Origin of the sequence: Serratia sp. KG1D (genome assembly GCF_037150675.1) — a bacterium.
GTDB classification, from domain to species: Bacteria; Pseudomonadota; Gammaproteobacteria; order Enterobacterales; family Enterobacteriaceae; genus Serratia; species Serratia nematodiphila.
The window spans coordinates 514,554-533,999 of sequence record NZ_JBAGIH010000002.1 but is presented as its reverse complement, the minus strand read 5'-3'; the positions used below and the strand labels follow the sequence as shown (position 1 = coordinate 533,999).

Sequence of the window (19,446 nt, the reverse complement as noted above, 5' to 3'; positions counted from 1 at the left end):
GGAAGGGGGCGCCGGTGGCGTCAGAACATTACCTGGCCGCCGGTGATGTTGATCGATTGGCCGGTGCAGTAAGAGGCCTTATCGCTGGCGTAGAACAGCAGGGTGTTCAGCACATCCTGGTAGTCGCAGCCGCGCTTCAGCGGCACCTTGTCGATGTAGTACTGCTCCACCTGATCCGGCGCGATGCCCAGTTTTTGCGCGTACTGCGGCAGCAGCGACTGGAACATCGGCGACTTCAGCAGGTTGCCGAGCATCAGCGAATGCACGGTGATGCCGTACTCCGCCAGATCGAGCGCCAGCGACTGCGTCAGCCCCACGCCGCCGAACTTGGCGGCGCTGTAGCCGGAGTTGTGCTTGCTGCCGACCTTGCCTGACTTGGAGTTGATCTGGATGATGCGCCCGGCGATGCCGTCGCGGATCATCAGGCGCGAGAACTCGCGGGCGCAGAGGAAATAGCCCACCAGGTTCACCTGCAGCGAGCGGTCGAAGTCGCCCAGCGGGAAATCGGTAATTGGCGCCGCCTTGGCGATGCCGGCGCTGTACACCAGCAGGTTGGCCTGGCCGAACGCCCGGTCAACCGCCGCCGCCAGCGCGATCACGCTCTGCTCGTCGGTGGCGTCGGCCTGAAAACCGCAGGCGCTGCCTGTGCCGTACTCTTCGTTGATCTGCTGTGCCACCAGACTGGCGTTGTCGGCGTTCAGGTCGGCCACCGCCACCCGATAGCCGGCCTGCGCCAGCCCGTGGCTCAAAAAGGCGCCTAACGTTTGGCCGCCGCCAATCACTACAGCTACTTCAGACATGGTCTACTCCTTATGCGATAAATGACAGCGTGCTGCCCAACGGGATATCGGTCGGCGTCGGGCCGGATACGTGGATGGAGCCGGGAAATTCGGCTTCGGCTTCGCCGTCGAAGCGCACGGTGATATGGCCCAGCTCGCGCAGATTCTGCGTGGCGACGCTGCCGACGGCGGTGATGGCGTAGCGCTGCTGCGCCAGTTCCATCACGCCGCCGACCTGCAGCTCGCCGGCGGTTGCGCCGTGGCGGTGGATGAAGCAGAACTCTTCGATATCCGCCGGGGCGCCTTCACGGAAGGTGATCAGCATGTTGTCCAGCAACGCGTCGCGGGCGCAGCCGCCGATCTGCGTGATGGTGGTGTGAAAAATGGTGTGCATAAACGTCTCCCTGGGGATCACATTATTGATAAATGAAGGCCGAGGCGGCCCAGGCGATCAGAACCGTCGGCGCGCCGGTCAGGAAGCGGCCGACCAGCACTGAAGGCACGCCGACCCGCACGGTGTCCTGTTTGGCTTCCGCCAGCGACAGGCCGACCGGAATAAAGTCGCAGGCGGCCTGCGCGTTGATGGCGAACAGCGCGGGCAGCGCCAGCTGCGGCGGAATATGGCCAAGGCCGATCTGCACCCCGACCAGCACGCCGATCACCTGGGCGATGACCGCGCCGGGGCCGAGGAACGGCGACAGCAGCGGGAATGAACAGATCAGCGCCAGCGTCACCAGGCCGATCGGGCTGTTGGCCAGCGGCGTCAGGCCGTGAGCGATAAAGTCCCCGAGGCCGGAGGCCATGATGATGCCGATCAAGGCCGAGACGAACGCCATAAACGGCAGGATGGTCTTCAGCACGGTGTCGATGGTGTCGCGCCCGGCCTGGAAAAATACCGCCACCACCGATCCCATGCCCATGCCGACTTTCGCCAGCAGCCCGTCGCTTTGCTCGGTGATCTTTTTGCTGGTGTCGTAGTCGCGCGCCTTGGGCGGCGCTGCATCGGCGGCGGCGGGTTGGCTATCTGCCGCTTCGATTCGGCTGATGTTGTGGTCGCGCACGCCGGAGACATAGATGTCTTCGAGGATAAACTGCGCCAGCGGGCCGGACTGGCCGGTGGCATGGATGTTGACCGTCGGAATGCGGCGTTTCGGGTACAGGCCGCAGCGCAGGGTGCCGCCGCAGTCGATCACCGCCACGCCGATCTCTTCCGCCGGCGGCTCGCCCTCTTTGAAACCGTCGACGGCCGGCCAGCCGGTCAATTCGCTGAGGCGATCGACGATGGAAGGCCGGGTGCCGGCGGTGATGTACACCACTTTTTTGCCGGGTTCGATCGGCAGTTCCAAAGGGCCGCCCCAGCCGCTGGCGCCTTTTTCAATACGGATATAAGCACTCATGCTGCACTCCACGAATTAAAGTTGCACCTGGCGATCCAGACGGATGTCCATCTTGCGTTCGAACAGGCTGGTGGTCAGATCGGTGACCCAGCCGCGGAAGAAGTTGGTGAACAGCCCCACCAGGAAATAGCTCACCGCCAGCGGGCCGAGCGGCAGGCCGAGGGTGGTCAGGCCGCTGGCGATGCCGAGGTAAACGAACAGCTCGCCGGGGTTGATGTGTGGAAACAGGCCGTTCATCGAGTGGCAGCTGTAGGAGGCCGCCGCGTAGTAGCTCGGCTTGTATTTCTCCGGCATGAAACGCCCCAGGCTGAGGGTCATCGGGTTGCAGAAGACAAAGGTGCCGATCAGCGGCAGCAGCAGATAACGCGAGACGGGGTTGCCCGCGCAGCGCTGCGCCAATCGTTCGATACGTTCCTGGCCAACAAATTTGATCAGCGCGTTCATGATAACCAACAGGCTGATCAACAAAGGCAAAATGCCGGTCACCATGCCGACAAACACTTCACCGCCTTTCTGAAACAGGCCGATAAACCACTCGGCGCCGTGGGTGATTAGCTCAATCATTATGTTCTCCTGTAATGGACTGTTATGGCCTGGAGCGAACGGCGGCTCTGTCGCCATGGGCCTTACAGTAGTCACTTTGTTGGGCTATTTGTTTTAAATAGATCACAATTTGAAAGATAAATATTTTATTTTGAAAGTTTAAAGTGAAAGAAAGAGAAGGTTGGCAGCGTCGGGTTAAGGGGAGCGGGCACAAAAAAGCCCGGCGAACCGGGCTTTGGGACAGGCGGTCCGTCACATCAGGCGATGGTGACCTTCTTGTCCAGATAGGCATCTTGCACGGCGTTGATCAGCGCCACGCCGTCTTTCATCGATTTCTTGAAGGCTTTACGCCCCAGGATCAGGCCCATGCCGCCGGCGCGTTTGTTGATCACCGCGGTGCGCACCGATTCCTGCAGATCGTTCTCACCGGCGGCGCCGCCGGAGTTGATCAGCCCGGCGCGGCCCATGTAGCAGTTGGCCAGCTGGTAGCGCACCAGATCGATCGGGTGATCGGTGGTCAGCTTGGTGTAGACGCGGTCGTCGGTATAGCCGAATTTCACCGCGCGGTAGCCGCCGTTGTTTTCCGCCATTTTCTGTTTGACGATGTCGGCGCCGATGGTGGCGGCGATGTGGTTGGCCTGGCCGGTCAGATCGGCGCTGGAGTGGTAGTCCACGCCGTCCTTGTTGAACGCCGGGTTGCGCAGATAGGCCCACAGCACGGTGACCATCCCCAGCTCATGCGCGCGCTCGAAGGCGATCGAGATCTCTTCGATCTGGCGGCGCGACTGCTCGGAGCCGAAGTAAATAGTGGCGCCGACCGCCACTGCCCCCATGTTGAACGCCTGCTCGACGCTGGCGTACAGGGTCTGGTCGTACTGGGTCGGGTAGCTCAGCGTTTCGTTGTGGTTGAGTTTGACCAGGAACGGAATTTTATGCGCATAGCGGCGCGATACCGACGCCAGCACGCCGTAGGTGGAGGCGACGCAGTTACAGCCGGCTTCAATCGCCAGCTCGACGATGTTCTTCGGATCGAAATACAGCGGGTTGGCGGCGAACGAGGCGGCGGCGGAGTGCTCGATGCCCTGGTCGACCGGCAGGATAGACAGATAACCGGTGCCGCCCAGGCGGCCGTGGTTGAACAGGGTTTGCATCGAACGCAGCACGCTGTTGGGGCGGTTGTTATCGATCATTACGCGGTCGACGAAGTCGGCGCCCGGCAGGTAGAGATTCTCGGCGGGGATAGTGGCACAGCGGTGTTGCAGCAGATCTTCCGCTTCCTTTCCTAGCAACTGCACAATATCAGTCATGATTCACTCCCGATTAAGCTTCTTCATACACCGGCAATGCAAGGGTTTTTGACCACCGGCGCAGTAAAAAGCGGTGATTGAAGCTGTAAAGCGATGCTACCGAACTTGCTCCGGCAAGGACAAACAATAGATGCGATTGAGAGGAAATGCCATTTGCGTGGCCAAATACGCGGGGGCGATCGCCCCCGGCGCGCTAAGCGATTGATTATTCGATCTCGAACCACGCGGTATTCTGTTGGGCGATCGGGGTGATGGAGTAGATCATCTCCTGCAGATGATCGTGGATGGCGCGCTCCGCCGCCTCGGCATCGCGCGCTTTCAGCGCTTCGTAGATGCGGTAGTGCTGCTTGATCAGGCTCTCCGGCGGCGAGACTTCGCTCAGGCTGAGGAAACGCACCCGATCCATGGTGGCCTTGATGGTTTCGATGGTCTCCCACGCCAGCGGGCAGTCGGCAAACTGGGTCAGCAGCTGGTGGAACTCGTCGTCCAGCGCCAAAAATTCGCGCGTTTGCCCGTTCTGCGCCGCCAGCTCTTGACGGTGCAGGTTATGCTCCAGCGTCATCAGCTGCGCCGGAGTGGCGCGCTCGGCCGCGCGGCGCACGATGGCGCATTCCACCGCCTGACGGATAAAGCGCCCGTCGGCCACGCGCTTGGCGGAAATCTTCATCACAAAGGTGCCGCGCTGCGGCAGGATCTGCACCAGGCCGGCCTCCGCCAGCTTGATGAAGGCTTCGCGCACCGGCTGGCGCGAAACGCAAAAGCGAGTGGAGATCTCTTTCTCGGACAGCAGGGTGCCGGGGGGGATGGTGCAGTCGACGATATCTTTGCGCAGGAAGCGATAGATCTGCTGGTTGACCGGGACGTTGTTGGTGAGACTGTACGTTTCAGACATGGCGACAATCAGGCATCTGGCTGGAATTCGAATGCCACCATACTAGCAGATTATTGGTTGAGGGCGGGGGGATAAATCCACCCGCCAGGCAGGGGAACTCAGTGATGCCAATCCTGATATTCCTGTTTGCGCCGCTCTGGCGCGGTTTCCGGCATCAGGCTCAGGCCGAGGGCCGACACCACGCCCAGCACCATCATGTAACCGGCCAGCCCGTAGTAATGGCCGCCGGTCACCTGCAGGATCTTCACCGCCAGCAGCCCGAGAATGCCGCTGCCGATCAGCGAGCCGATCTGCCAGATCAGCGCGATGCCGCTGCAGCGCACGCGGGTGGGGAACAGCTCCGGGAAGTAGGAGGCCTGCGGCGCGTAGCACATGCTGTGGCCGAAGGTCAGCACCACGATCATGGCGATCTGCGTCACCCAGAAATTATCGAGGTTGATCGCCATAAAGAACGGCACGATGCACACCACCTGCAGCAGCGCGCCGGCGATGTAAACCGGTTTGCGCCCCAGCCGATCGGAGAGGCGGCCCATCAGCGGAATGGCGAAAATCTCCAGCAGCACCGCCACGATCATCGCCTCCAGCAAAATGCTTTCGTTGAGGTGGTTGGCCTTACCGTAGGCCAGCACGATCACGGTGAACATGGCGAAGGCGCAGGCTTCGATCAGCTTGGCGCACACCCCTTTGGCGATAAGGCCGGGATAGCGGCGAGCCACTTCCACCACCGGCCGGCTCTCCACTGCTTTGGTGGCGCGGATCTGGGTAAACACCGGCGACTCGTCGATCTTCAGGCGAATAAACAGCCCGACCAGCACCAGTAGCAGGCTGAGCAGGAACGGAATGCGCCAGCCCCAGTCCAGCATCTGCGCCGGCGACAGCAGGGCGGTCAGCAGCGCGAACAGCCCGGACGGCAGCAGGAAACCGGCAGGCGCGCCGATCTGCACCCAGCTGGCGTAGAAACCGCGCCGCGGCGGCGGCGCGTATTCGGCGGTCATCAGCACCGCGCCGGCCTGTTCGCCGCCGACGCCGAAGCCCTGCAGCACGCGGATAAAGATCAGCGCGATCGGCGCCCAGATGCCGATCTGCTCATAGGTAGGCAGCAGGCCGATGCAAAAGGTGCCGAGGCCGACGATCAGGATGGTGATCACCAGCGCCTTCTTGCGGCCGACTTTGTCGCCGATATGGCCGAACACGATGCCGCCCAGCGGGCGCGCCAGGAAACCGACCGCGTAGGTGGCGAAGGCCGCCAGCGTGCTGATCAGCGGATCGGCGCTGGGGAAAAACAGCTGGCCGAAGAACAGCACCGCAGCGGTGCCGTAGGCGAAGAAATCATAGTATTCGGCGGCGGTGCCGATGGCCGACGCGCTGGCGACGCGCCGCAGCAGCGGTTGATTGCCGGTATTGACGGCGTTATGCGTGGTGACGGTCATCGGAAACCTCCCGGTCGGTAAGCGGCAGAGCGGCGACGGCGGCTTTGGCCCCCAGGCTCAGCAGTTGGTGATAAGCGTGGCTGACGGCGTGGACGAAGTCAGGCGAATCGGGCAGATCGCGGCCGAAGACGCTGTCGAGTTGCAGCAGCGCCAGGACGCGGGGCCGGCCTTCCTCGCTGCCGGCGACCAACGCGGCGAGGCGCTCGCGCAGCGGATCGCTGATGGCGATCGGCTCGCTTTGTTCATCACGGCCGCCGACGTAGCGCATCCAGCCGGCGACGCCCAGTGCCAGGCAGTCGAAGCGGCTGCCGCGCGCCAGATGCCAGCGGATCGCGTCCAGCAGCCGTTGCGGCAGCTTCTGCGTGCCGTCCATGGCGATCTGCGCGGTGCGGTGTTTCAACGCGCGGTTGCGGTAACGCTGCAGCAGCGAGTCGGCATACTGCGCCAAATCGACGTTCGGCACCTGCAGGGTCGGCGCCTGTTCCGCCAGCATCAGGTGACGGGCGGCGCGGACAAAATCCGCATCCTGCATGCAGTCGCCGATGTGCTGATAACCGGCCAGGTAGCCGAGGTAGGCGAGAAACGAGTGGCTGCCGTTCAGCATGCGCAGCTTCATCTCCTCGTACGGCAGCACGTCGCTCACCAGTTCGGCGCCGACCTTGTCCCAGGCCGGGCGCCCCTGGGGAAATCGGTCCTCAATGACCCACTGGCTGAACGGCTCGCAGGCCACGCCGACCTCATCTTCGACGCCGCCCAGCCAGGTGCGCAGTTGCCGGCGAGTCTCCGGCGTTACCGCCGGCACGATGCGATCCACCATGGTGGAAGGGAAGGCGACCTCTTGACGCACCCAGTCGGCCAGCGCCGGATCCTGCCGCTGCGCCAGTTCGACCAGCACCTGGCGCGTGACCCGGCCGTTGGCCGGCATGTTATCGCAGGACATCACGGCGAACGGCGGCAGCCCGCGTTCACGGCGCAGGCGCAGCGCCGCCAGCAGCAGCCCCGGCGCCGACTGCGGCTGTGCCGGCTGGGCGATATCATGCGCGATCGCCGGGTGTTCCGCCATCAGCCGGCCGCTGGCGGGGTGGTGGCAATAGCCCTTTTCGCTGATGGTCAGCGAGACGATGGCGATCTCGGGCTGCGTCAGGGCCGCCAGCACCGCCGCCAGCCCGTCGGTTTGCAGGTGCAGCGCCTGGCGCACCACGCCGATGACCCGGCCCCGCCAACCGTCGTCGTCCATCTCCGCCACCGAGAACAGCAGGTCTTGTTGCCGTAGATCGGCGATCTTTTGCCGGCCGTGCTGCATGCTGATTTCGCAGTAGCCCCAGTCACTGCCGTGTTCGCTGGCCAGCCTGTCGGCGTACATCGCCTGGTGCGCGCGGTGAAACGCGCCGAAGCCGATATGCGCCATGCGCGGTTTCACGCGCTCACGTGCGTAGCCGGGCCGGATAACGGCGGCCGGCAGCGCGCTGTGGTCGGAAAGTCTCATGTTCAATGTCCCTGGAGAGGTAAGCAAAGGGGCGAAGCCGCCCCGTCTGGCGTTAGGGTTTTAAGATTTGCACGCCCGCCGTTGCGCGCGGCGCCTTGATCACCAGCAGCACCAGCAGCGCGCCCAGCGCGGCGACGCCGCCCGCCAGCATAAAGGCGCTGTCGAATTTGCCGGTGTTCTGCACGATGTAGCCGGTGGCGATCGGCCCGATGATGCCGGAGACGCTGCCGATCAAATGAATGAACCCGCTGGCGCCGCCGACCCGGGATTTATGCACCACGTCCTGGATGATCGCCCAGTAGAGAGCGCCGGTAATGTAGAGGAAGAAGATCGACACCGACATCAGCATCACCGCCGGCACCACGCTGCTGACGGTGCCCGCCAACGCCACGCACACTGCCGCCGCCAGCAGGCTGGTGACCAGCACGATCTTGCGCGACAGCAGCAATTTACCGGTGATGTTGAAGATCTTGTCGGAAATATAGCCGCCGAGCGCCAGCCCGACGAAGCCGACGATCCACGGGATCATCGTGGTCAGGCTCATCTCTTTGATGTTCAGGTTGTGCGCCTGCACCAGATACGAGGGGAACCAGCTCAGGAAGAAGAACAGGATGTAGTTGTAGCAGAAGAAGGCGAAGGCGGTGACCAGAATGATCGGCTGCTTCAGGTAGTAACCCAGCCCGTGCGGGGCGTCGCTCAAGGCGCTTTCCTCACCGAGATTTTCCTGTTTCAACCGTGCGATCAGCGCCCGTTCTTCGTTGCTGACGCGTTGGCTTTTCGCCGGGTTATCCGCCACCACGAAGAACCACACCAGCATCCAGACGATGCCGATGGCGCAGATGATCATAAACGCCGGCCGCCAGCCGAACGCCAGCGCCAGATAGCCGACGATCGGCCCGGCCACCGCGCCGCCCAACGGCGAACCGGCGCTGAGCAGGCCCACGGCGGTCGCCGCCTGTTTCTTCGGGAACCAGCCGTTGATCATCTTGTTGGCCGAGGCGCAGATCGGCCCTTCGGCCATGCCGAACAGGACGCGCAGGATCAGCATTGAGTAAAAACCGGTGGCGATCGCCGTCATGCCGCAGAAGATGGACCACAGGCCGACCGCCACGCCCAGCACCAACGTCGGGCCGAAGCGGTCGACCGCCAGCCCGCCGACGAAGTTGAAAATGGCGTAGCCGAAGAAGAAGCTGCCGAAGATCAGACCGAACTGTTCGGCGTTCAGCATCAGATCCTGTTCGATCATTGGCACGGTGATCGACAGCGCCACGCGGTCGAGGTAGTTGATCATGTAGACCATGAACAGCAGGAACACGATGGTCCAACGCAGGTTTTTAAACATAAAGCGCTCCACTGGGTGTCGTTTTAATCGTGATGCTTCATTGTTTGCACGGGCGGCGGGCGCCGCCCAATGCCCCGATGCCGCCTTGGCGTTACTCGAACTGCAGCAGCACCTTGCAGCAGGTGCGCTGATCCCGCTCGAACATCTGCATCGCCCGTTCGACGTCGTCGGCGGGCACGCAGTGGGTGAGCAACCGCTGCGGGTCCAGCTTGCCGTCCGCCATCCAGGCGATCACCTGCGGAAAGCGCGCGCTGTTCAGGCGCGAGGAGAAGATCGACAGCTCCTTGCTGGTGATGCTCTGCTGGGTCAGGGTGCAGGCGTCGCCGGAAAAGCCCATGATACCGATGCGCGCCGCCGGCGAAGCCAGCGCGATCGCCTCCGGTAAAATGGCGGGGTGGCAGGCGGCATCGACGATCAGCGTCGGCTGAACGCCGCGCTGCTGCAGCGCCTGCGGCAATGCGGCCTCGGCGTTGTTGAATGTTTGGTCGGCGCCGTTGGCGCGCGCCATCTCCAGCCGCTCGGCGATGCGATCGACGACCCACACCTGCCTGACGCCGTACACCCCTTTCAGCGTCTGGATCACCGTGAGCCCCATCGGCCCGGCGCCGTAGATCAGCGCGATGTCGTCGGGGCGCGGTTGCAGATGGGCGGTAATGTTGGCGGCGATGCTGAAGGGCTCGATCATCGCGGCGTGGCGATCGCTGATGGCCGGCGGAACCGGATAGGCGTTGCGCGCCGGCACGCAGGCATAGTCGCTGAAGCCGCCGTCGCGGTGCACGCCGATCACCTGCAGCGAGGTGCAGACGTTGGGGCGGCCGACCGAACAGGGATAGCAGTGGCCGCAGCTCACCACCGGGTCTACCGAGACGCGTTCGCCGAGGCGCGCCGGATCGACGCCTTCGCCCAGCGCATCGATCAGGCCGAAGAACTCGTGGCCGATCACCCGCGGATAGCGGGCGAACGGGTTATGGCCGTGATAGATATGGACGTCGGAGCCGCAGATGCCGGCGAATTTCACCTTGACCCGCACCTCGCCGGCCGCCGGCTGCGGCAGCGCGCGCGTCTGCAGCGCCAGGCGCCCGGGCTGTTCGATCACGACGCTGCGCATGGTGTTTACCAGTTCCATAAGGTGCCATCCTCCAGACGCGCGACCGGCAGGTAGGCCGGTTCATAGGGGTAACGGGCCGCCAGCTTCTCATCGAAATCGATGCCGATGCCCGGCTTGTCGCCCGGATGCATATAGCCGTCGTCGAACTTCCAGCTGTGCGGGAACACCTCGAGCATTTGCTCGGAATAGCCCATGTATTCCTGCACGCCGAAGTTCGGCACCCACAGATCGAAGTGCAGCGCCGCCGCCATGCAGATCGGCGACAGATCGGAAGGGCCGTGTGAACCGGTGCGCACCTGATACAGCGAGGCGAAGTCGGCGATGCGCCGCATGCCGGTAATGCCGCCCGCGTGCGTCAGGGTGGTGCGGATGTAGTCGATCAGCTGTTCTTCGATCAGCTGTTTGCAGTCCCAGATGCTGTTGAACACCTCGCCGACGGCGATCGGTGTGACGGTATGCTGGCGGATCAGGCGGAAACAGGCCTGATTTTCCGCCGGCGTCGGATCTTCCATCCAGAACAGGCGATACGGCTCGGCGCTTTTACCAAAGCGCGCCGCTTCAATTGGCGTCAGGCGGTGGTGCATGTCGTGCAGCAGGTGCTCGTTGAAGCCGAACCTGTTGCGCACCGCGTCGAACAGTTTGGGGGTGAAATCGAGGTATTTTTCCGTCGACCACAGCTGCTCTTCCGGCCACTCGCCCTTGGTGGCCGGCTCATAGGCCTGGCCTTTGCCCTTGGCCATGCCGTAGGTGGTTTTCATGCCCGGCACGCCGCATTGAACGCGGATCGCCTTGAAGCCTTGCTCTTTATGTTTGGCGTAGTCGTCGAGCACCTCATCGATCGAGTGGCCGGTGGTATGGCAATACACCATCACTCCCGAGCGCGAGGCACCGCCCAACAGCTGATACAGCGGCATGTTGGCGGCCTTGGCCTTGATGTCCCACAGCGCCATGTCGACGGCGGAAATGGCGGACATGGTCACCGGGCCGCGCCGCCAGTAAGCGCCTTTGTAGAAGAATTGCCAGAGGTCTTCGATCCGCTGCGCGTCGCGGCCGATCAACTGCGGGCAGAGGTGATCTTTCAGGTAAGAGGCCACCGGCAATTCGCGCCCGTTCAGCGTGGCGTCACCGAGGCCGATGATGCCGTCATCGGTGGTGATTTTCAGCGTGACAAAGTTGCGCCCCGGGCAGGTGACGAACACCTCGGCGTTGACGATTTTCATAACCTTCACATCCTGTAGCTGCGGAGAGATAGCGCGAAAATACGCCATGAACTAACTACCATACAAGTATGAATTAATGAATTTGCCGGAGAGGATCACATTTGATCGTGCGCGGAAGCGGGTGAACAGAGGGGAAGAAGCGGGGCGCAGCGGCTGCGCCCGGCAAGGTCAGCCCAGCAGGGCGCAGTTAGGCGGCAGGCGGCATTCGATGGCCTGCGGCAACACTTCGATGCGGAAATGGCGGCCTTTGAGCGGTTCGCCGTCGAGGTTGAAAGTCATCTCATGCGGCGCGTCGATCTCGAGCCACGGCAGCGCCGCGCTGAGGATGCTGTTGCTCTCTTCGTCGTTGAACAGGGCGGCGACCAGCGCCGGCAGCAGTTCATCGGCGATCAGCAGGCGCAGCTGCAGCAGGCCGTCGTTGATCAGCGCGCTGGGGCACAGTTCCTGGCCGCCGCCGGCCTGTTTGCCGTTGCCGATGCCGATCACCAATGCTTCGCCGGCCCAGCGGAAGTCCGGCCCGCGGATTTCACAGCGGTCGGCCTGCAGCGTATCCATGCGCAGCAGGCCGTGCACGAAGTAGGACACGCCGCCCAGCGCCGCTTTCAGCTTCTCCGGCGTTTCGGTGGTGATGCGGGTGCCGAAGCCGCCGGTGGCCATGTTGATGAAGTAGCGCTCGCCGTTGACCTTCGCCAGATCGATCGGCACCGAGCGGCCCTTGATCGCCAGCTGCAGCGCCAGTTCGGGGGATGGGGGGATATTGCACGCCATGGCGAAGTCGTTGGCGGTGCCGAGCGGCAGGATGCCCAGCGCCGGCCGGTTGTGCGCCGGCAGCTGCACCAGCGCGGCGGCCACTTCGTTGATGGTGCCGTCACCGCCGCCGGCGACGACGGTGCCGACGCCGAGCTGCGCGGCTTCCGCGACATAGCGCGCGGCATCGCCGTGCTCCCAGGTGACGCGCACGTGCAGCGTTATCTGTTCTTTGCGCAGCCGGTTGACCGCCTGACGCAGCTCTTCGTTACCGGCGCCTTTGCCGTTGATGATAAGCAGGGCGGACGCATGTGAGTGTTGAGGCATTGCCGATATCCTCCGGCGGAAAACCAAGAATGCCTCAAGATAAACCAGCTGCCGCCACCAGGCCATCAGAATATTCAGCTAATTCCGGTTATTTGCCGACGCTCAGTGAATATGAAGCAATGCGAATTTATCTGAATTTTACGCAGAAATAAGCGAAGTGTTAAAGAAGCGAGGATTAATCGCTGTAGCGTTATTTATATATCGAAGCGGCGTGATTATTATTATTAAAACGGATAACGGGAATAAGTTATGGAAATAGGCATGGTGGAAAAAAATAGGCGCACCCATAAAGAAAAAGCCAGCCCAAGGGAGATTGGGCTGGCTAAGGAGGTGGTTCCTAGTATTGCTATGCAAATATTTTCGTTGTTCGTTTTAAGCAGCGTGATAGTAACCAAGCTGCGCGCGCATTGATGTGATCCAATTCTAATATTTGCTAAAAATCGCCGCCGAATGACGGCGATTCATTTTTATGCCCCGGCGCTATTTTCTTCCGCCAAATTGCGGATCAGCAACGCATAATTGAGATCGATATCCTGCGGGATCGGCAAATAAACGATATGGCCGTTGCCCGGCGCCACCTCAATCGATTCGCCTTTCTTATTTTGCATGCTCTCGAGGGTGAACACCACGTTGCCGCCCGGCGTCATCATTTCGACGCTGTCGCCGAGCGCGAACTTATTCTTCACGTCGACTTCCGCCCAGCCATCACGGCGCACGCCGGTGAATTCGCCGACGAACTGCTGGCGCTCGGAGAGCGAGGAGCCGTAGTCGTAATTCTGCTGCGCTTCGTGCACGTGGCGGCGCAGGAAGCCCTCGGTATAGCCGCGGTGCGCCAGGCCTTCCAGCGTGGTGAGCAGGGTCGGATCGAACGGTTTGCCGGCGGCCGCGTCGTCGATGGCGCGGCGATAGACCTGAGCGGTGCGGGCGCAGTAGTAGAACGACTTGGTGCGCCCTTCGATCTTCAGCGAATGCACGCCGAGCTGCGTCAGACGCTCCACGTGCTGGATGGCGCGCAGATCCTTGGAGTTCATGATATAGGTGCCGTGTTCGTCCTCGAAGGCGCTCATATATTCGCCTGGCTTTTGCGCTTCAGACAGCATGAACACCTTGTCGGTCGGCGCGCCGATGCCCAGCGTCGGCTCGACGGTTTGCACCGGGATCGGTTCGTGCAGGTGCACGATATTGCCGGTGTCGTCCTCTTTGCCTTCCTCCGCTTTGTACTGCCAGCGGCAGGCATTGGTGCAGGTGCCCTGATTGGGGTCGCGCTTGTTGATGTAGCCGGACAGCAGGCAGCGGCCGGAGTAGGCCATGCACAGCGCGCCGTGGACGAAGATCTCCAGCTCCATGTCCGGCACTTCGGCGCGGATCTCGGCGATCTCTTCCAGCGACAGTTCGCGCGACAGGATCACGCGGGTCAGGCCCATTTGTTTCCAGAATTTCACCGTCGCCCAGTTAACGGCGTTGGCCTGCACCGACAGGTGGATGTCCATCTGCGGGAAGGCTTCGCGCACCATCATGATAAGGCCGGGATCGGACATGATCAGCGCATCCGGGCCCATATCGATAACCGGCTTCAGATCGCGCAGGAAGGTTTTCAACTTGGCGTTGTGCGGGGCGATGTTCACCACCACGTAGAACTTTTTGCCCAGCGCATGCGCTTCGTTGATACCCTGCGCCAGATTCTCGTGGTTGAACTCGTTGTTGCGCACCCGCAGGCTGTAGCGCGGCTGGCCGGCGTAAACCGCATCGGCGCCGTAGGCGAAGGCGTAACGCATATTTTTCAGCGTGCCGGCCGGGGAGAGAAGTTCTGGTGTAAACATAGTGTGTCTCGGTCTGATTTCAGGTCAGCACCACGCCACCTGATGGCGCAGTAAAAGCGGGGGATTGTAGCCGCAGCGCGGCAAGAAATCAGCAGTTAACCGGATTTATTCAAGGGAGATTGATCCCGGTCAAACGGAAAACGCGCGGTGGCCGCCACCGCGCGGGTGAAACGGGGGATCAGGCGCTCAAATCGCGGATATCGGTGGTCGGGCCGTTTTTTATCACCGACTGGATACCGTTTTTGGCCGCGCTTTCGGAGCTGTACATTTCGCTGACGCCGATCACCTGATGGTTCTTGGCCTTCAGCACAAAGTAGGGCTGATTGCTGGCGCTGTGCTTCAGTTCGTACTGCGCTTCGTGCGGTGAATTGGTCTGCACCGAGGCGATGCCGTTCTCCGCCGAGGCTTTGCTGGCATACATCTCGCTGGCCAGAATGATCTCGCCGTTACTGGCTTTCAGGTTGAAGTGGTACTGTCCGTTCTTTGCTTTTTTCAGCTCGTAATGACCGATTGCCATGGTTCTTCTCCTGTAGGTTCCGATTCGTGATGTAAGTGTAGCCAATCGCTTGAAAATCGGCGGCTAAACCTCACAGCAGCTTAGTTGAAAAAATGCGCAGTTTTTTTGCGCCGGCGCGGAGTTTTCGCCCGAGAGGCACAGCGCCGCACGGGAAGCTAAGTGAGAAGGCGTGATTGCGCAGTGCGCCGCATAACGAGGGGAACAGGGTATCACCCCGTGAGATTGTGCGGTACTGTTTGGCCGTTTCGTCAATGTGGATGAAAAATGAGCGATACATCTTGGCATCGACACGCTACAGGCATATGCTTTGACCTATGCCTGCTGTGGAGGTGTCGAGATGGAAAGGATCGCAAAGCTGTTTAAAAACGGCAGAAATCAGGCGGTGAGGTTACCGGTGGAATTTGAATTTGATACGGATCGTGTCTATATCCGTCGCGATCGGGAGGGCAACGTGATTTTATCCAAATATCCGGCAAAGCCGGACAGCTGGGCACCGCTGCTGAGCATTATCGCCCAAACGCCGGTGCCGCAAGAGTTTCTTGGCGCGGAAGATCGTCAGCAAGGGGTTGCAGACCGCGATCCCTTCTCAGAGGAAGAGTAGGCGATGCACATGTTTGATACCAACACCGTCAGCCACTTGTTTCGGCAGCATCCGCAGGTGCTTAACGTTATGGAAAAGCTCCCTCCTTCTGCCGTATGTATTTCCAGCGTCACGGAGGCGGAACTGCGTTACGGTGTGGCTAAACGGCGGAACAAGGCGTTGCAAAGCATGGTCGAGGCCTTTCTTTCTGCGGTGACGGTCTATGCATGGGATAGCGAGGCCGCCCGTTGCTACGGTGAAATGCGGGCAAACATGGAGAGAAAGGGCAAAATCATGGGCGCGATGGATCAACTGATCGCCGCTCACGCGCAGAGCCGTGGCGCGACGCTGGTGACCAACGATCGCGCATTCGCCATGGTGCCCGGGTTGGCGGTTGAAGACTGGACGCGCTGATTTCCCCCTAAACCCCATTCATCAGCCGGCAGGGCTCGGCTTCCCAGCGGTAGCCCACGCCGTATACCGAGCGGATAAAGGATTTTTCCCCATCGATCAGTTCCAGCTTGCGGCGCAGGTTTTTGATGTGGCTGTCGATGGTGCGGTCGGTGACCACCCGGTAGTCGTCGTACAGGTTGTTCAGCAGCTGCTCGCGTGAAAACACGTTGCCCGGCTGGCTGGCCAGCGTTTTCAGCAGGCGGAACTCCGCCGGCGTCAGATCCAGCAACTGCCCCTGATAGCTGGCCTGGAAGCGCGGTTCATCGATATGCAGCAGGTCATCTTCCCGCGCGTTCTCCTGCGGCCGATAGCTGCGGCGCAGGATGGTTTTCACCCGCGCCACCACTTCGCGCGGGCTGTAGGGTTTGCAGATGTAATCGTCGGCGCCGATCTCCAGCCCCAACAGGCGGTCAATCTCTTCAATTTTCGCCGTCACCATCACGATGGGCACGTCGCTGAAGCGGCGCAGCTCGCGGCACACCGTCAGCCCATCGGCCCCCGGCAACATCAGATCGAGCAAGATCAGCGCCGGCGGATGCTGGTGCACGGTCGGCACCACCTCATTGCCGTTGGTCAGCCAGCGGGTGGCGTAGCCCGCCGCCTGGAGATAATCCACCAGCAGCTGGCCCAGCTTGGGCTCATCTTCAACAATCATGATCTGCACGGGTTGATTCTGAATGTCCATCAGGGCGCCTTATTTTTTATCGGGGTAGCAAATTCTACTGTAATGCGCACGCCGCCTAAAGGCGAATGCTCGGCGCGGATTTTCCCGTCGTGCGCTTCCACGATGTTGTGGCAGATCGCCAACCCCAGCCCGGAACCGCCGCTGGCGCGGTTGCGTGAACCTTCCGCCCGGTAGAAACGTTCGAAAATGCGCGTCAGTTGCTGATCGCTGATGCCCGGCGCGCTGTCCTGCCAGTAAAGAAGCAGCCGCCCCGGCTGCAGTTCGACGCCGATCTCCAACCGGCCGCCGGCGTCGGTGTAACGCAGGCTGTTTTCCAGCAGGTTATTGAACAGTTGGTTCAGGCGATCGGGATCGCCGAACAGCGGCGCCTGGGCCGGCAGATGGGTGACGATCTCCAGCCCTTTGGCGCGGAAGCGTTCGCGAAAGGCGGCGACGGCGATCTGCACCAGGTGCACGCAGTCCACCGACGCCTTGCGGTAGGCCAGCGCGCCGAGATCGGAGAGCGACAGCTGGTGCAGGTCGTCGACCAGTTTGGTCAGGGTGGATACCTCGGCCTGCAGCGAACTGAGCGACGCCGACGTCGGCTGGCGCACGCCGTCCTGCAGCGCCTCCAGTTCGCCGCGCAGCACTGCCAGCGGCGTGCGCAGCTCGTGCGACACGTCGGCCATAAAGGCGCGACGCATCTGCTCGTTTTTTTCCAGCGAGGTGGCCAACTGATTGAAGTCGTGCGCCAGCCTGCCCAGTTCATCCTGGCTGCTGACCGCCACGCGGGTGGTGAAATCGCCGGCCGCCAGGCGGTGGGTGCCCGCCACCAGGCGCTTGACCGGGGCCAGCATGCCGCGCGACAGCAGCCAGGTCACCGCCGCCGCCAACAGGGTGGAGAGCGCGACGATAATCCAGCTGGTGCGCCGCTGCTGGCGATCGAAGTTGATGTCGGTATTGCGCGTCAGGCGCTCGACCGGGGTGGTGAGCACCCAGCCGACGATCTCGTTGTTGTAGCGGATCGGGTGGCGTGGCCCCTCCTTCGGCAAGGGGCCCGAATGCCCGACCAAGCGGTTGAACTGGCTGTCCACCACCCAAAACTGGGTGCGCCACCCCTTGGGCGGCAGATTGTGGCTGCTGTCGCTATTCTGCTCGAACGAACGCATGATCTGGTAGACCACCTGATCGTTGTTGCGCAGGAATATCCAGTTGCCATGATGGCTGTACTGTTCCTCCAGCGCTTCGCTCAGCATGTTGATGCGCTGCTCGTTGCTGCTCTTGATGTAATCGATAAAGCCGCGCTCAAAGCTGACGCGCACCCCCCAATGCATGGTGATCAACACCAGCATGCAGGTAGCGAAAATGGCCAGGAACAGTTTTCCGGTAATGCCTATCCTCATTGCAACCTCGTTGAGCCGGTACCCGGCTCTTTGGTCAGCGTGCGGTTGGGCGCGCTATCGGCCGGCACGTGCGCGAAGGCGAGCGCGGGCAGAGCGATAATCAACGCCATACAGCAATAGCTGTAAATAAATGCGCTGTGGATGGCCGGGCTATCGGCCACCACCTGGTGATGGGCGAAGCTGCCGATCAAGATGCCGGCGACGCTGACGCCGAGGCTCATCGACAGCTGCATGACCATCGACAGCAGGCTGTTGCCGCTGCTGGCCAGCCGGTCCGGCAGATCTTTCAGCGTCAGGGTGTTCATCGCCGAGAAGCGCAGTGAGTTGATCATCCCCTGGAAGAACAGCACCACCGGCAGCAGCCACAGCCAGCCGAGCATCGCCGCCAGCAGGAAGCTCAGGCTGACCAGCGCCAGCAGCAGCGTGGCGGCCACCAGCACGTTGCGGTAGCCGAAGCGGTTGACTACCTGCACCACGATGCGCTTCATGCCCATGCTGCCGATGATCATCGGGATCATCATCAGCCCGGCGTGGAACGGCGTGAAACCCATGCCCACCTGCAGGAACAGCGGCGTCATGAACGGCAGCATGCCGCTGCCGATGCGCCCCAGCAGGCTGGCCAGCAGCCCGATTTTGTAGGTCGGGGTGCGCAGCAGCCGCAGCGAGAACAGGGCGCGGCTATTGCCGTAGGCATGCCAAACATACCCTAACAGCGCCGCTGCGCCCAGCGCCACCAGGCCGGCGATGGCGCCGCCGGATAGCCCCATGCCTTTATGGCCGTCGAGCGCCAGCGTCAGCGACGCCATGCCGATCGCCAGCAGGATAAAGCCACTGAGATCGAAGCGGCGGGTCTGCATTTGGTAGTTGGGCATCAGCAGCAGCGTGGCGATGGCGCCCACGATGCCCACCGGAATATTGATCAGGAAAATCCAGTGCCAACTGGCGTATTGTACCAGGAAACCGCCGAGCGCCGGCCCCATCAGCGGGCCGATCTGGCCCGGCAGCGTCACGAAGGTCATCGCCGCCATGTACTGCTCGCGCGGCACGATCTTCATCACCGTCAGGCGCCCGACCGGCACCATCATCGCGCCGCCGACGCCCTGAAGCACGCGCGAGGCGATCAGCTCGTTCAGGGTTGCCGAGCGGGCGCAGAGGAGGGAGCCGAGGGTAAACAGCACGATGGCGCTGAAAAACACCCGCTGTACGCCGACCTTGTCCGCCAGCCAGCCGCTGGCCGGCAGCGTCACCGCCACCGTCAGCACATAGGAGACGATCACCGACTGCATGCGCAGCGGGTTCTCCCCCAGGCTGGCGGCCATCGAGGGCAGGGCGGTGTTGACGATAGTGGTATCCAGCGTCTGCATAAAGAAGCCGAATGCCACTATCCAGAGTTGCCAGCGTACGGTGGCGGCGTGTTTCATCAGCATCGGT

General features: G+C 62.0%; 20 protein-coding genes. 3 read left to right on the top strand and 17 right to left on the bottom strand.

All coding sequences use genetic code 11. From position 1 onward, the window contains the following. Window positions 1-20 precede the first annotated feature (20 nt). The 12 genes from srlD to yegS form a co-directional block, all read right to left on the bottom strand. Window positions 21-800, bottom strand: coding sequence for a sorbitol-6-phosphate dehydrogenase (gene srlD / locus WFM45_RS14290; protein WP_015378751.1), 780 nt, complete (start codon window positions 798-800; stop codon window positions 21-23). A gap of 10 nt (window positions 801-810) precedes the next feature. Beyond that, a complete protein-coding gene (gene srlB, locus WFM45_RS14285) occupies window positions 811-1,173 on the bottom strand; it encodes a PTS glucitol/sorbitol transporter subunit IIA (protein ID WP_004941520.1) in 363 nt (120 codons plus the stop codon). A gap of 22 nt (window positions 1,174-1,195) precedes the next feature. After that, complete coding sequence (srlE, locus tag WFM45_RS14280; protein ID WP_033632370.1) at window positions 1,196-2,176, bottom strand: PTS glucitol/sorbitol transporter subunit IIB; 981 nt, start codon at window positions 2,174-2,176, stop codon at window positions 1,196-1,198. Window positions 2,177-2,191: 15 nt separating this feature from the next. Continuing rightward, window positions 2,192-2,740 (bottom strand): PTS glucitol/sorbitol transporter subunit IIC, encoded by a 549-nt coding sequence (gene srlA / locus WFM45_RS14275; protein WP_033632371.1) that lies wholly within the window; start codon window positions 2,738-2,740, stop codon window positions 2,192-2,194. Between the two features lie 236 nt (window positions 2,741-2,976). Continuing rightward, a complete protein-coding gene (fbaB, locus tag WFM45_RS14270; RefSeq protein WP_033632372.1) occupies window positions 2,977-4,026 on the bottom strand; it encodes a class I fructose-bisphosphate aldolase in 1,050 nt (349 codons plus the stop codon). Between the two features lie 205 nt (window positions 4,027-4,231). Beyond that, window positions 4,232-4,918, bottom strand: coding sequence for a GntR family transcriptional regulator (locus WFM45_RS14265; RefSeq protein ID WP_004941533.1), 687 nt, complete (start codon window positions 4,916-4,918; stop codon window positions 4,232-4,234). Between the two features lie 98 nt (window positions 4,919-5,016). Beyond that, window positions 5,017-6,348, bottom strand: a complete 1,332-nt coding sequence (locus WFM45_RS14260) for an MFS transporter (RefSeq protein ID WP_004941539.1) — start codon at window positions 6,346-6,348, stop codon at window positions 5,017-5,019. Beyond that, entirely contained in the window at window positions 6,329-7,834 is a 1,506-nt protein-coding gene (locus WFM45_RS14255; protein ID WP_103086181.1) for a mannitol dehydrogenase family protein, read from the bottom strand. Before WFM45_RS14255 ends, WFM45_RS14260 begins: the two co-directional genes overlap by 20 nt. Window positions 7,835-7,886: 52 nt before the next feature. Then, window positions 7,887-9,176, bottom strand: a complete 1,290-nt coding sequence (locus WFM45_RS14250) for an MFS transporter (RefSeq protein ID WP_015378745.1) — start codon at window positions 9,174-9,176, stop codon at window positions 7,887-7,889. Between the two features lie 91 nt (window positions 9,177-9,267). Beyond that, window positions 9,268-10,284 (bottom strand): Zn-dependent oxidoreductase, encoded by a 1,017-nt coding sequence (locus tag WFM45_RS14245; RefSeq protein WP_161800768.1) that lies wholly within the window; start codon window positions 10,282-10,284, stop codon window positions 9,268-9,270. A gap of 5 nt (window positions 10,285-10,289) precedes the next feature. Next, window positions 10,290-11,504 carry a D-mannonate dehydratase ManD gene (gene manD / locus WFM45_RS14240; RefSeq protein ID WP_085337325.1) on the bottom strand — a complete coding sequence of 405 codons (1,215 nt, stop codon included), beginning with the start codon at window positions 11,502-11,504 and terminating at the stop codon, window positions 10,290-10,292. Window positions 11,505-11,672: 168 nt separating this feature from the next. After that, window positions 11,673-12,578: a lipid kinase YegS gene (yegS, locus tag WFM45_RS14235; RefSeq protein WP_015378742.1), complete on the bottom strand. Its 906-nt coding sequence runs from the start codon at window positions 12,576-12,578 to the stop codon at window positions 11,673-11,675. Between the two features lie 249 nt (window positions 12,579-12,827). Between yegS and WFM45_RS14230 the strand changes: the two genes are divergently transcribed. Next, window positions 12,828-12,989 (top strand): hypothetical protein, encoded by a 162-nt coding sequence (locus WFM45_RS14230; RefSeq protein WP_021504435.1) that lies wholly within the window; start codon window positions 12,828-12,830, stop codon window positions 12,987-12,989. A 56-nt stretch (window positions 12,990-13,045) separates the two neighbouring features. Here WFM45_RS14230 and trhP read toward each other — a convergent pair whose 3' ends face one another. Continuing rightward, window positions 13,046-14,398, bottom strand: a complete 1,353-nt coding sequence (gene trhP, locus WFM45_RS14225) for a prephenate-dependent tRNA uridine(34) hydroxylase TrhP (protein WP_004941558.1) — start codon at window positions 14,396-14,398, stop codon at window positions 13,046-13,048. A gap of 178 nt (window positions 14,399-14,576) precedes the next feature. Further along, the gene (locus WFM45_RS14220) at window positions 14,577-14,915 is read right to left on the bottom strand and encodes a YegP family protein (protein WP_004941561.1); all 339 of its coding nucleotides are present in this window, start codon (window positions 14,913-14,915) and stop codon (window positions 14,577-14,579) included. A 337-nt stretch (window positions 14,916-15,252) separates the two neighbouring features. On the opposite strand from WFM45_RS14220, the gene WFM45_RS14215 reads away from it, so the two are divergent. Next, the gene (locus WFM45_RS14215) at window positions 15,253-15,516 is read left to right on the top strand and encodes an antitoxin (protein WP_004941563.1); all 264 of its coding nucleotides are present in this window, start codon (window positions 15,253-15,255) and stop codon (window positions 15,514-15,516) included. A gap of 3 nt (window positions 15,517-15,519) precedes the next feature. After that, entirely contained in the window at window positions 15,520-15,909 is a 390-nt protein-coding gene (locus WFM45_RS14210) for a type II toxin-antitoxin system VapC family toxin (protein WP_085337327.1), read from the top strand. Between the two features lie 7 nt (window positions 15,910-15,916). Here WFM45_RS14210 and baeR read toward each other — a convergent pair whose 3' ends face one another. Genes baeR through mdtD form a run of 3 tightly spaced genes read right to left on the bottom strand, consistent with a single transcriptional unit; the run spans window position 15,917 to window position 19,442 of the window. Beyond that, complete coding sequence (baeR, locus tag WFM45_RS14205; protein ID WP_004941568.1) at window positions 15,917-16,633, bottom strand: two-component system response regulator BaeR; 717 nt, start codon at window positions 16,631-16,633, stop codon at window positions 15,917-15,919. Beyond that, window positions 16,633-18,015, bottom strand: coding sequence for a two-component system sensor histidine kinase BaeS (gene baeS / locus WFM45_RS14200; RefSeq protein WP_033632383.1), 1,383 nt, complete (start codon window positions 18,013-18,015; stop codon window positions 16,633-16,635). The genes baeR and baeS overlap by 1 nt, the downstream gene beginning before the upstream one ends. After that, the gene (gene mdtD / locus WFM45_RS14195) at window positions 18,012-19,442 is read right to left on the bottom strand and encodes a multidrug transporter subunit MdtD (RefSeq protein WP_250602073.1); all 1,431 of its coding nucleotides are present in this window, start codon (window positions 19,440-19,442) and stop codon (window positions 18,012-18,014) included. Before mdtD ends, baeS begins: the two co-directional genes overlap by 4 nt. Window positions 19,443-19,446 lie beyond the last annotated feature (4 nt).

What these genes read in the sequence shown, in the direction of transcription:
- WFM45_RS14260 (WP_004941539.1), bottom strand. Translation starts at nt 6,348, where the DNA reads ATGACCGTCACCACGCATAACGCCGTCAATACCGGCAATCAACCGCTG.
- srlA (WP_033632371.1), bottom strand. Translation starts at nt 2,740, where the DNA reads ATGATTGAGCTAATCACCCACGGCGCCGAGTGGTTTATCGGCCTGTTT.
- WFM45_RS14245 (WP_161800768.1), bottom strand. Translation starts at nt 10,284, where the DNA reads ATGCGCAGCGTCGTGATCGAACAGCCCGGGCGCCTGGCGCTGCAGACG.
- WFM45_RS14265 (WP_004941533.1), bottom strand. Translation starts at nt 4,918, where the DNA reads ATGTCTGAAACGTACAGTCTCACCAACAACGTCCCGGTCAACCAGCAG.
- WFM45_RS14220 (WP_004941561.1), bottom strand. Translation starts at nt 14,915, where the DNA reads ATGGCAATCGGTCATTACGAGCTGAAAAAAGCAAAGAACGGACAGTAC.
- baeR (WP_004941568.1), bottom strand. Translation starts at nt 16,633, where the DNA reads ATGGACATTCAGAATCAACCCGTGCAGATCATGATTGTTGAAGATGAG.
- srlD (WP_015378751.1), bottom strand. Translation starts at nt 800, where the DNA reads ATGTCTGAAGTAGCTGTAGTGATTGGCGGCGGCCAAACGTTAGGCGCC.
- WFM45_RS14230 (WP_021504435.1), top strand. Translation starts at nt 12,828, where the DNA reads ATGGAAATAGGCATGGTGGAAAAAAATAGGCGCACCCATAAAGAAAAA.
- fbaB (WP_033632372.1), bottom strand. Translation starts at nt 4,026, where the DNA reads ATGACTGATATTGTGCAGTTGCTAGGAAAGGAAGCGGAAGATCTGCTG.
- manD (WP_085337325.1), bottom strand. Translation starts at nt 11,504, where the DNA reads ATGAAAATCGTCAACGCCGAGGTGTTCGTCACCTGCCCGGGGCGCAAC.
- WFM45_RS14210 (WP_085337327.1), top strand. Translation starts at nt 15,520, where the DNA reads ATGCACATGTTTGATACCAACACCGTCAGCCACTTGTTTCGGCAGCAT.
- WFM45_RS14250 (WP_015378745.1), bottom strand. Translation starts at nt 9,176, where the DNA reads ATGTTTAAAAACCTGCGTTGGACCATCGTGTTCCTGCTGTTCATGGTC.
- yegS (WP_015378742.1), bottom strand. Translation starts at nt 12,578, where the DNA reads ATGCCTCAACACTCACATGCGTCCGCCCTGCTTATCATCAACGGCAAA.
- mdtD (WP_250602073.1), bottom strand. Translation starts at nt 19,442, where the DNA reads ATGCTGATGAAACACGCCGCCACCGTACGCTGGCAACTCTGGATAGTG.
- baeS (WP_033632383.1), bottom strand. Translation starts at nt 18,015, where the DNA reads ATGAGGATAGGCATTACCGGAAAACTGTTCCTGGCCATTTTCGCTACC.
- srlB (WP_004941520.1), bottom strand. Translation starts at nt 1,173, where the DNA reads ATGCACACCATTTTTCACACCACCATCACGCAGATCGGCGGCTGCGCC.
- WFM45_RS14215 (WP_004941563.1), top strand. Translation starts at nt 15,253, where the DNA reads ATGGAAAGGATCGCAAAGCTGTTTAAAAACGGCAGAAATCAGGCGGTG.
- trhP (WP_004941558.1), bottom strand. Translation starts at nt 14,398, where the DNA reads ATGTTTACACCAGAACTTCTCTCCCCGGCCGGCACGCTGAAAAATATG.
- srlE (WP_033632370.1), bottom strand. Translation starts at nt 2,176, where the DNA reads ATGAGTGCTTATATCCGTATTGAAAAAGGCGCCAGCGGCTGGGGCGGC.
- WFM45_RS14255 (WP_103086181.1), bottom strand. Translation starts at nt 7,834, where the DNA reads ATGAGACTTTCCGACCACAGCGCGCTGCCGGCCGCCGTTATCCGGCCC.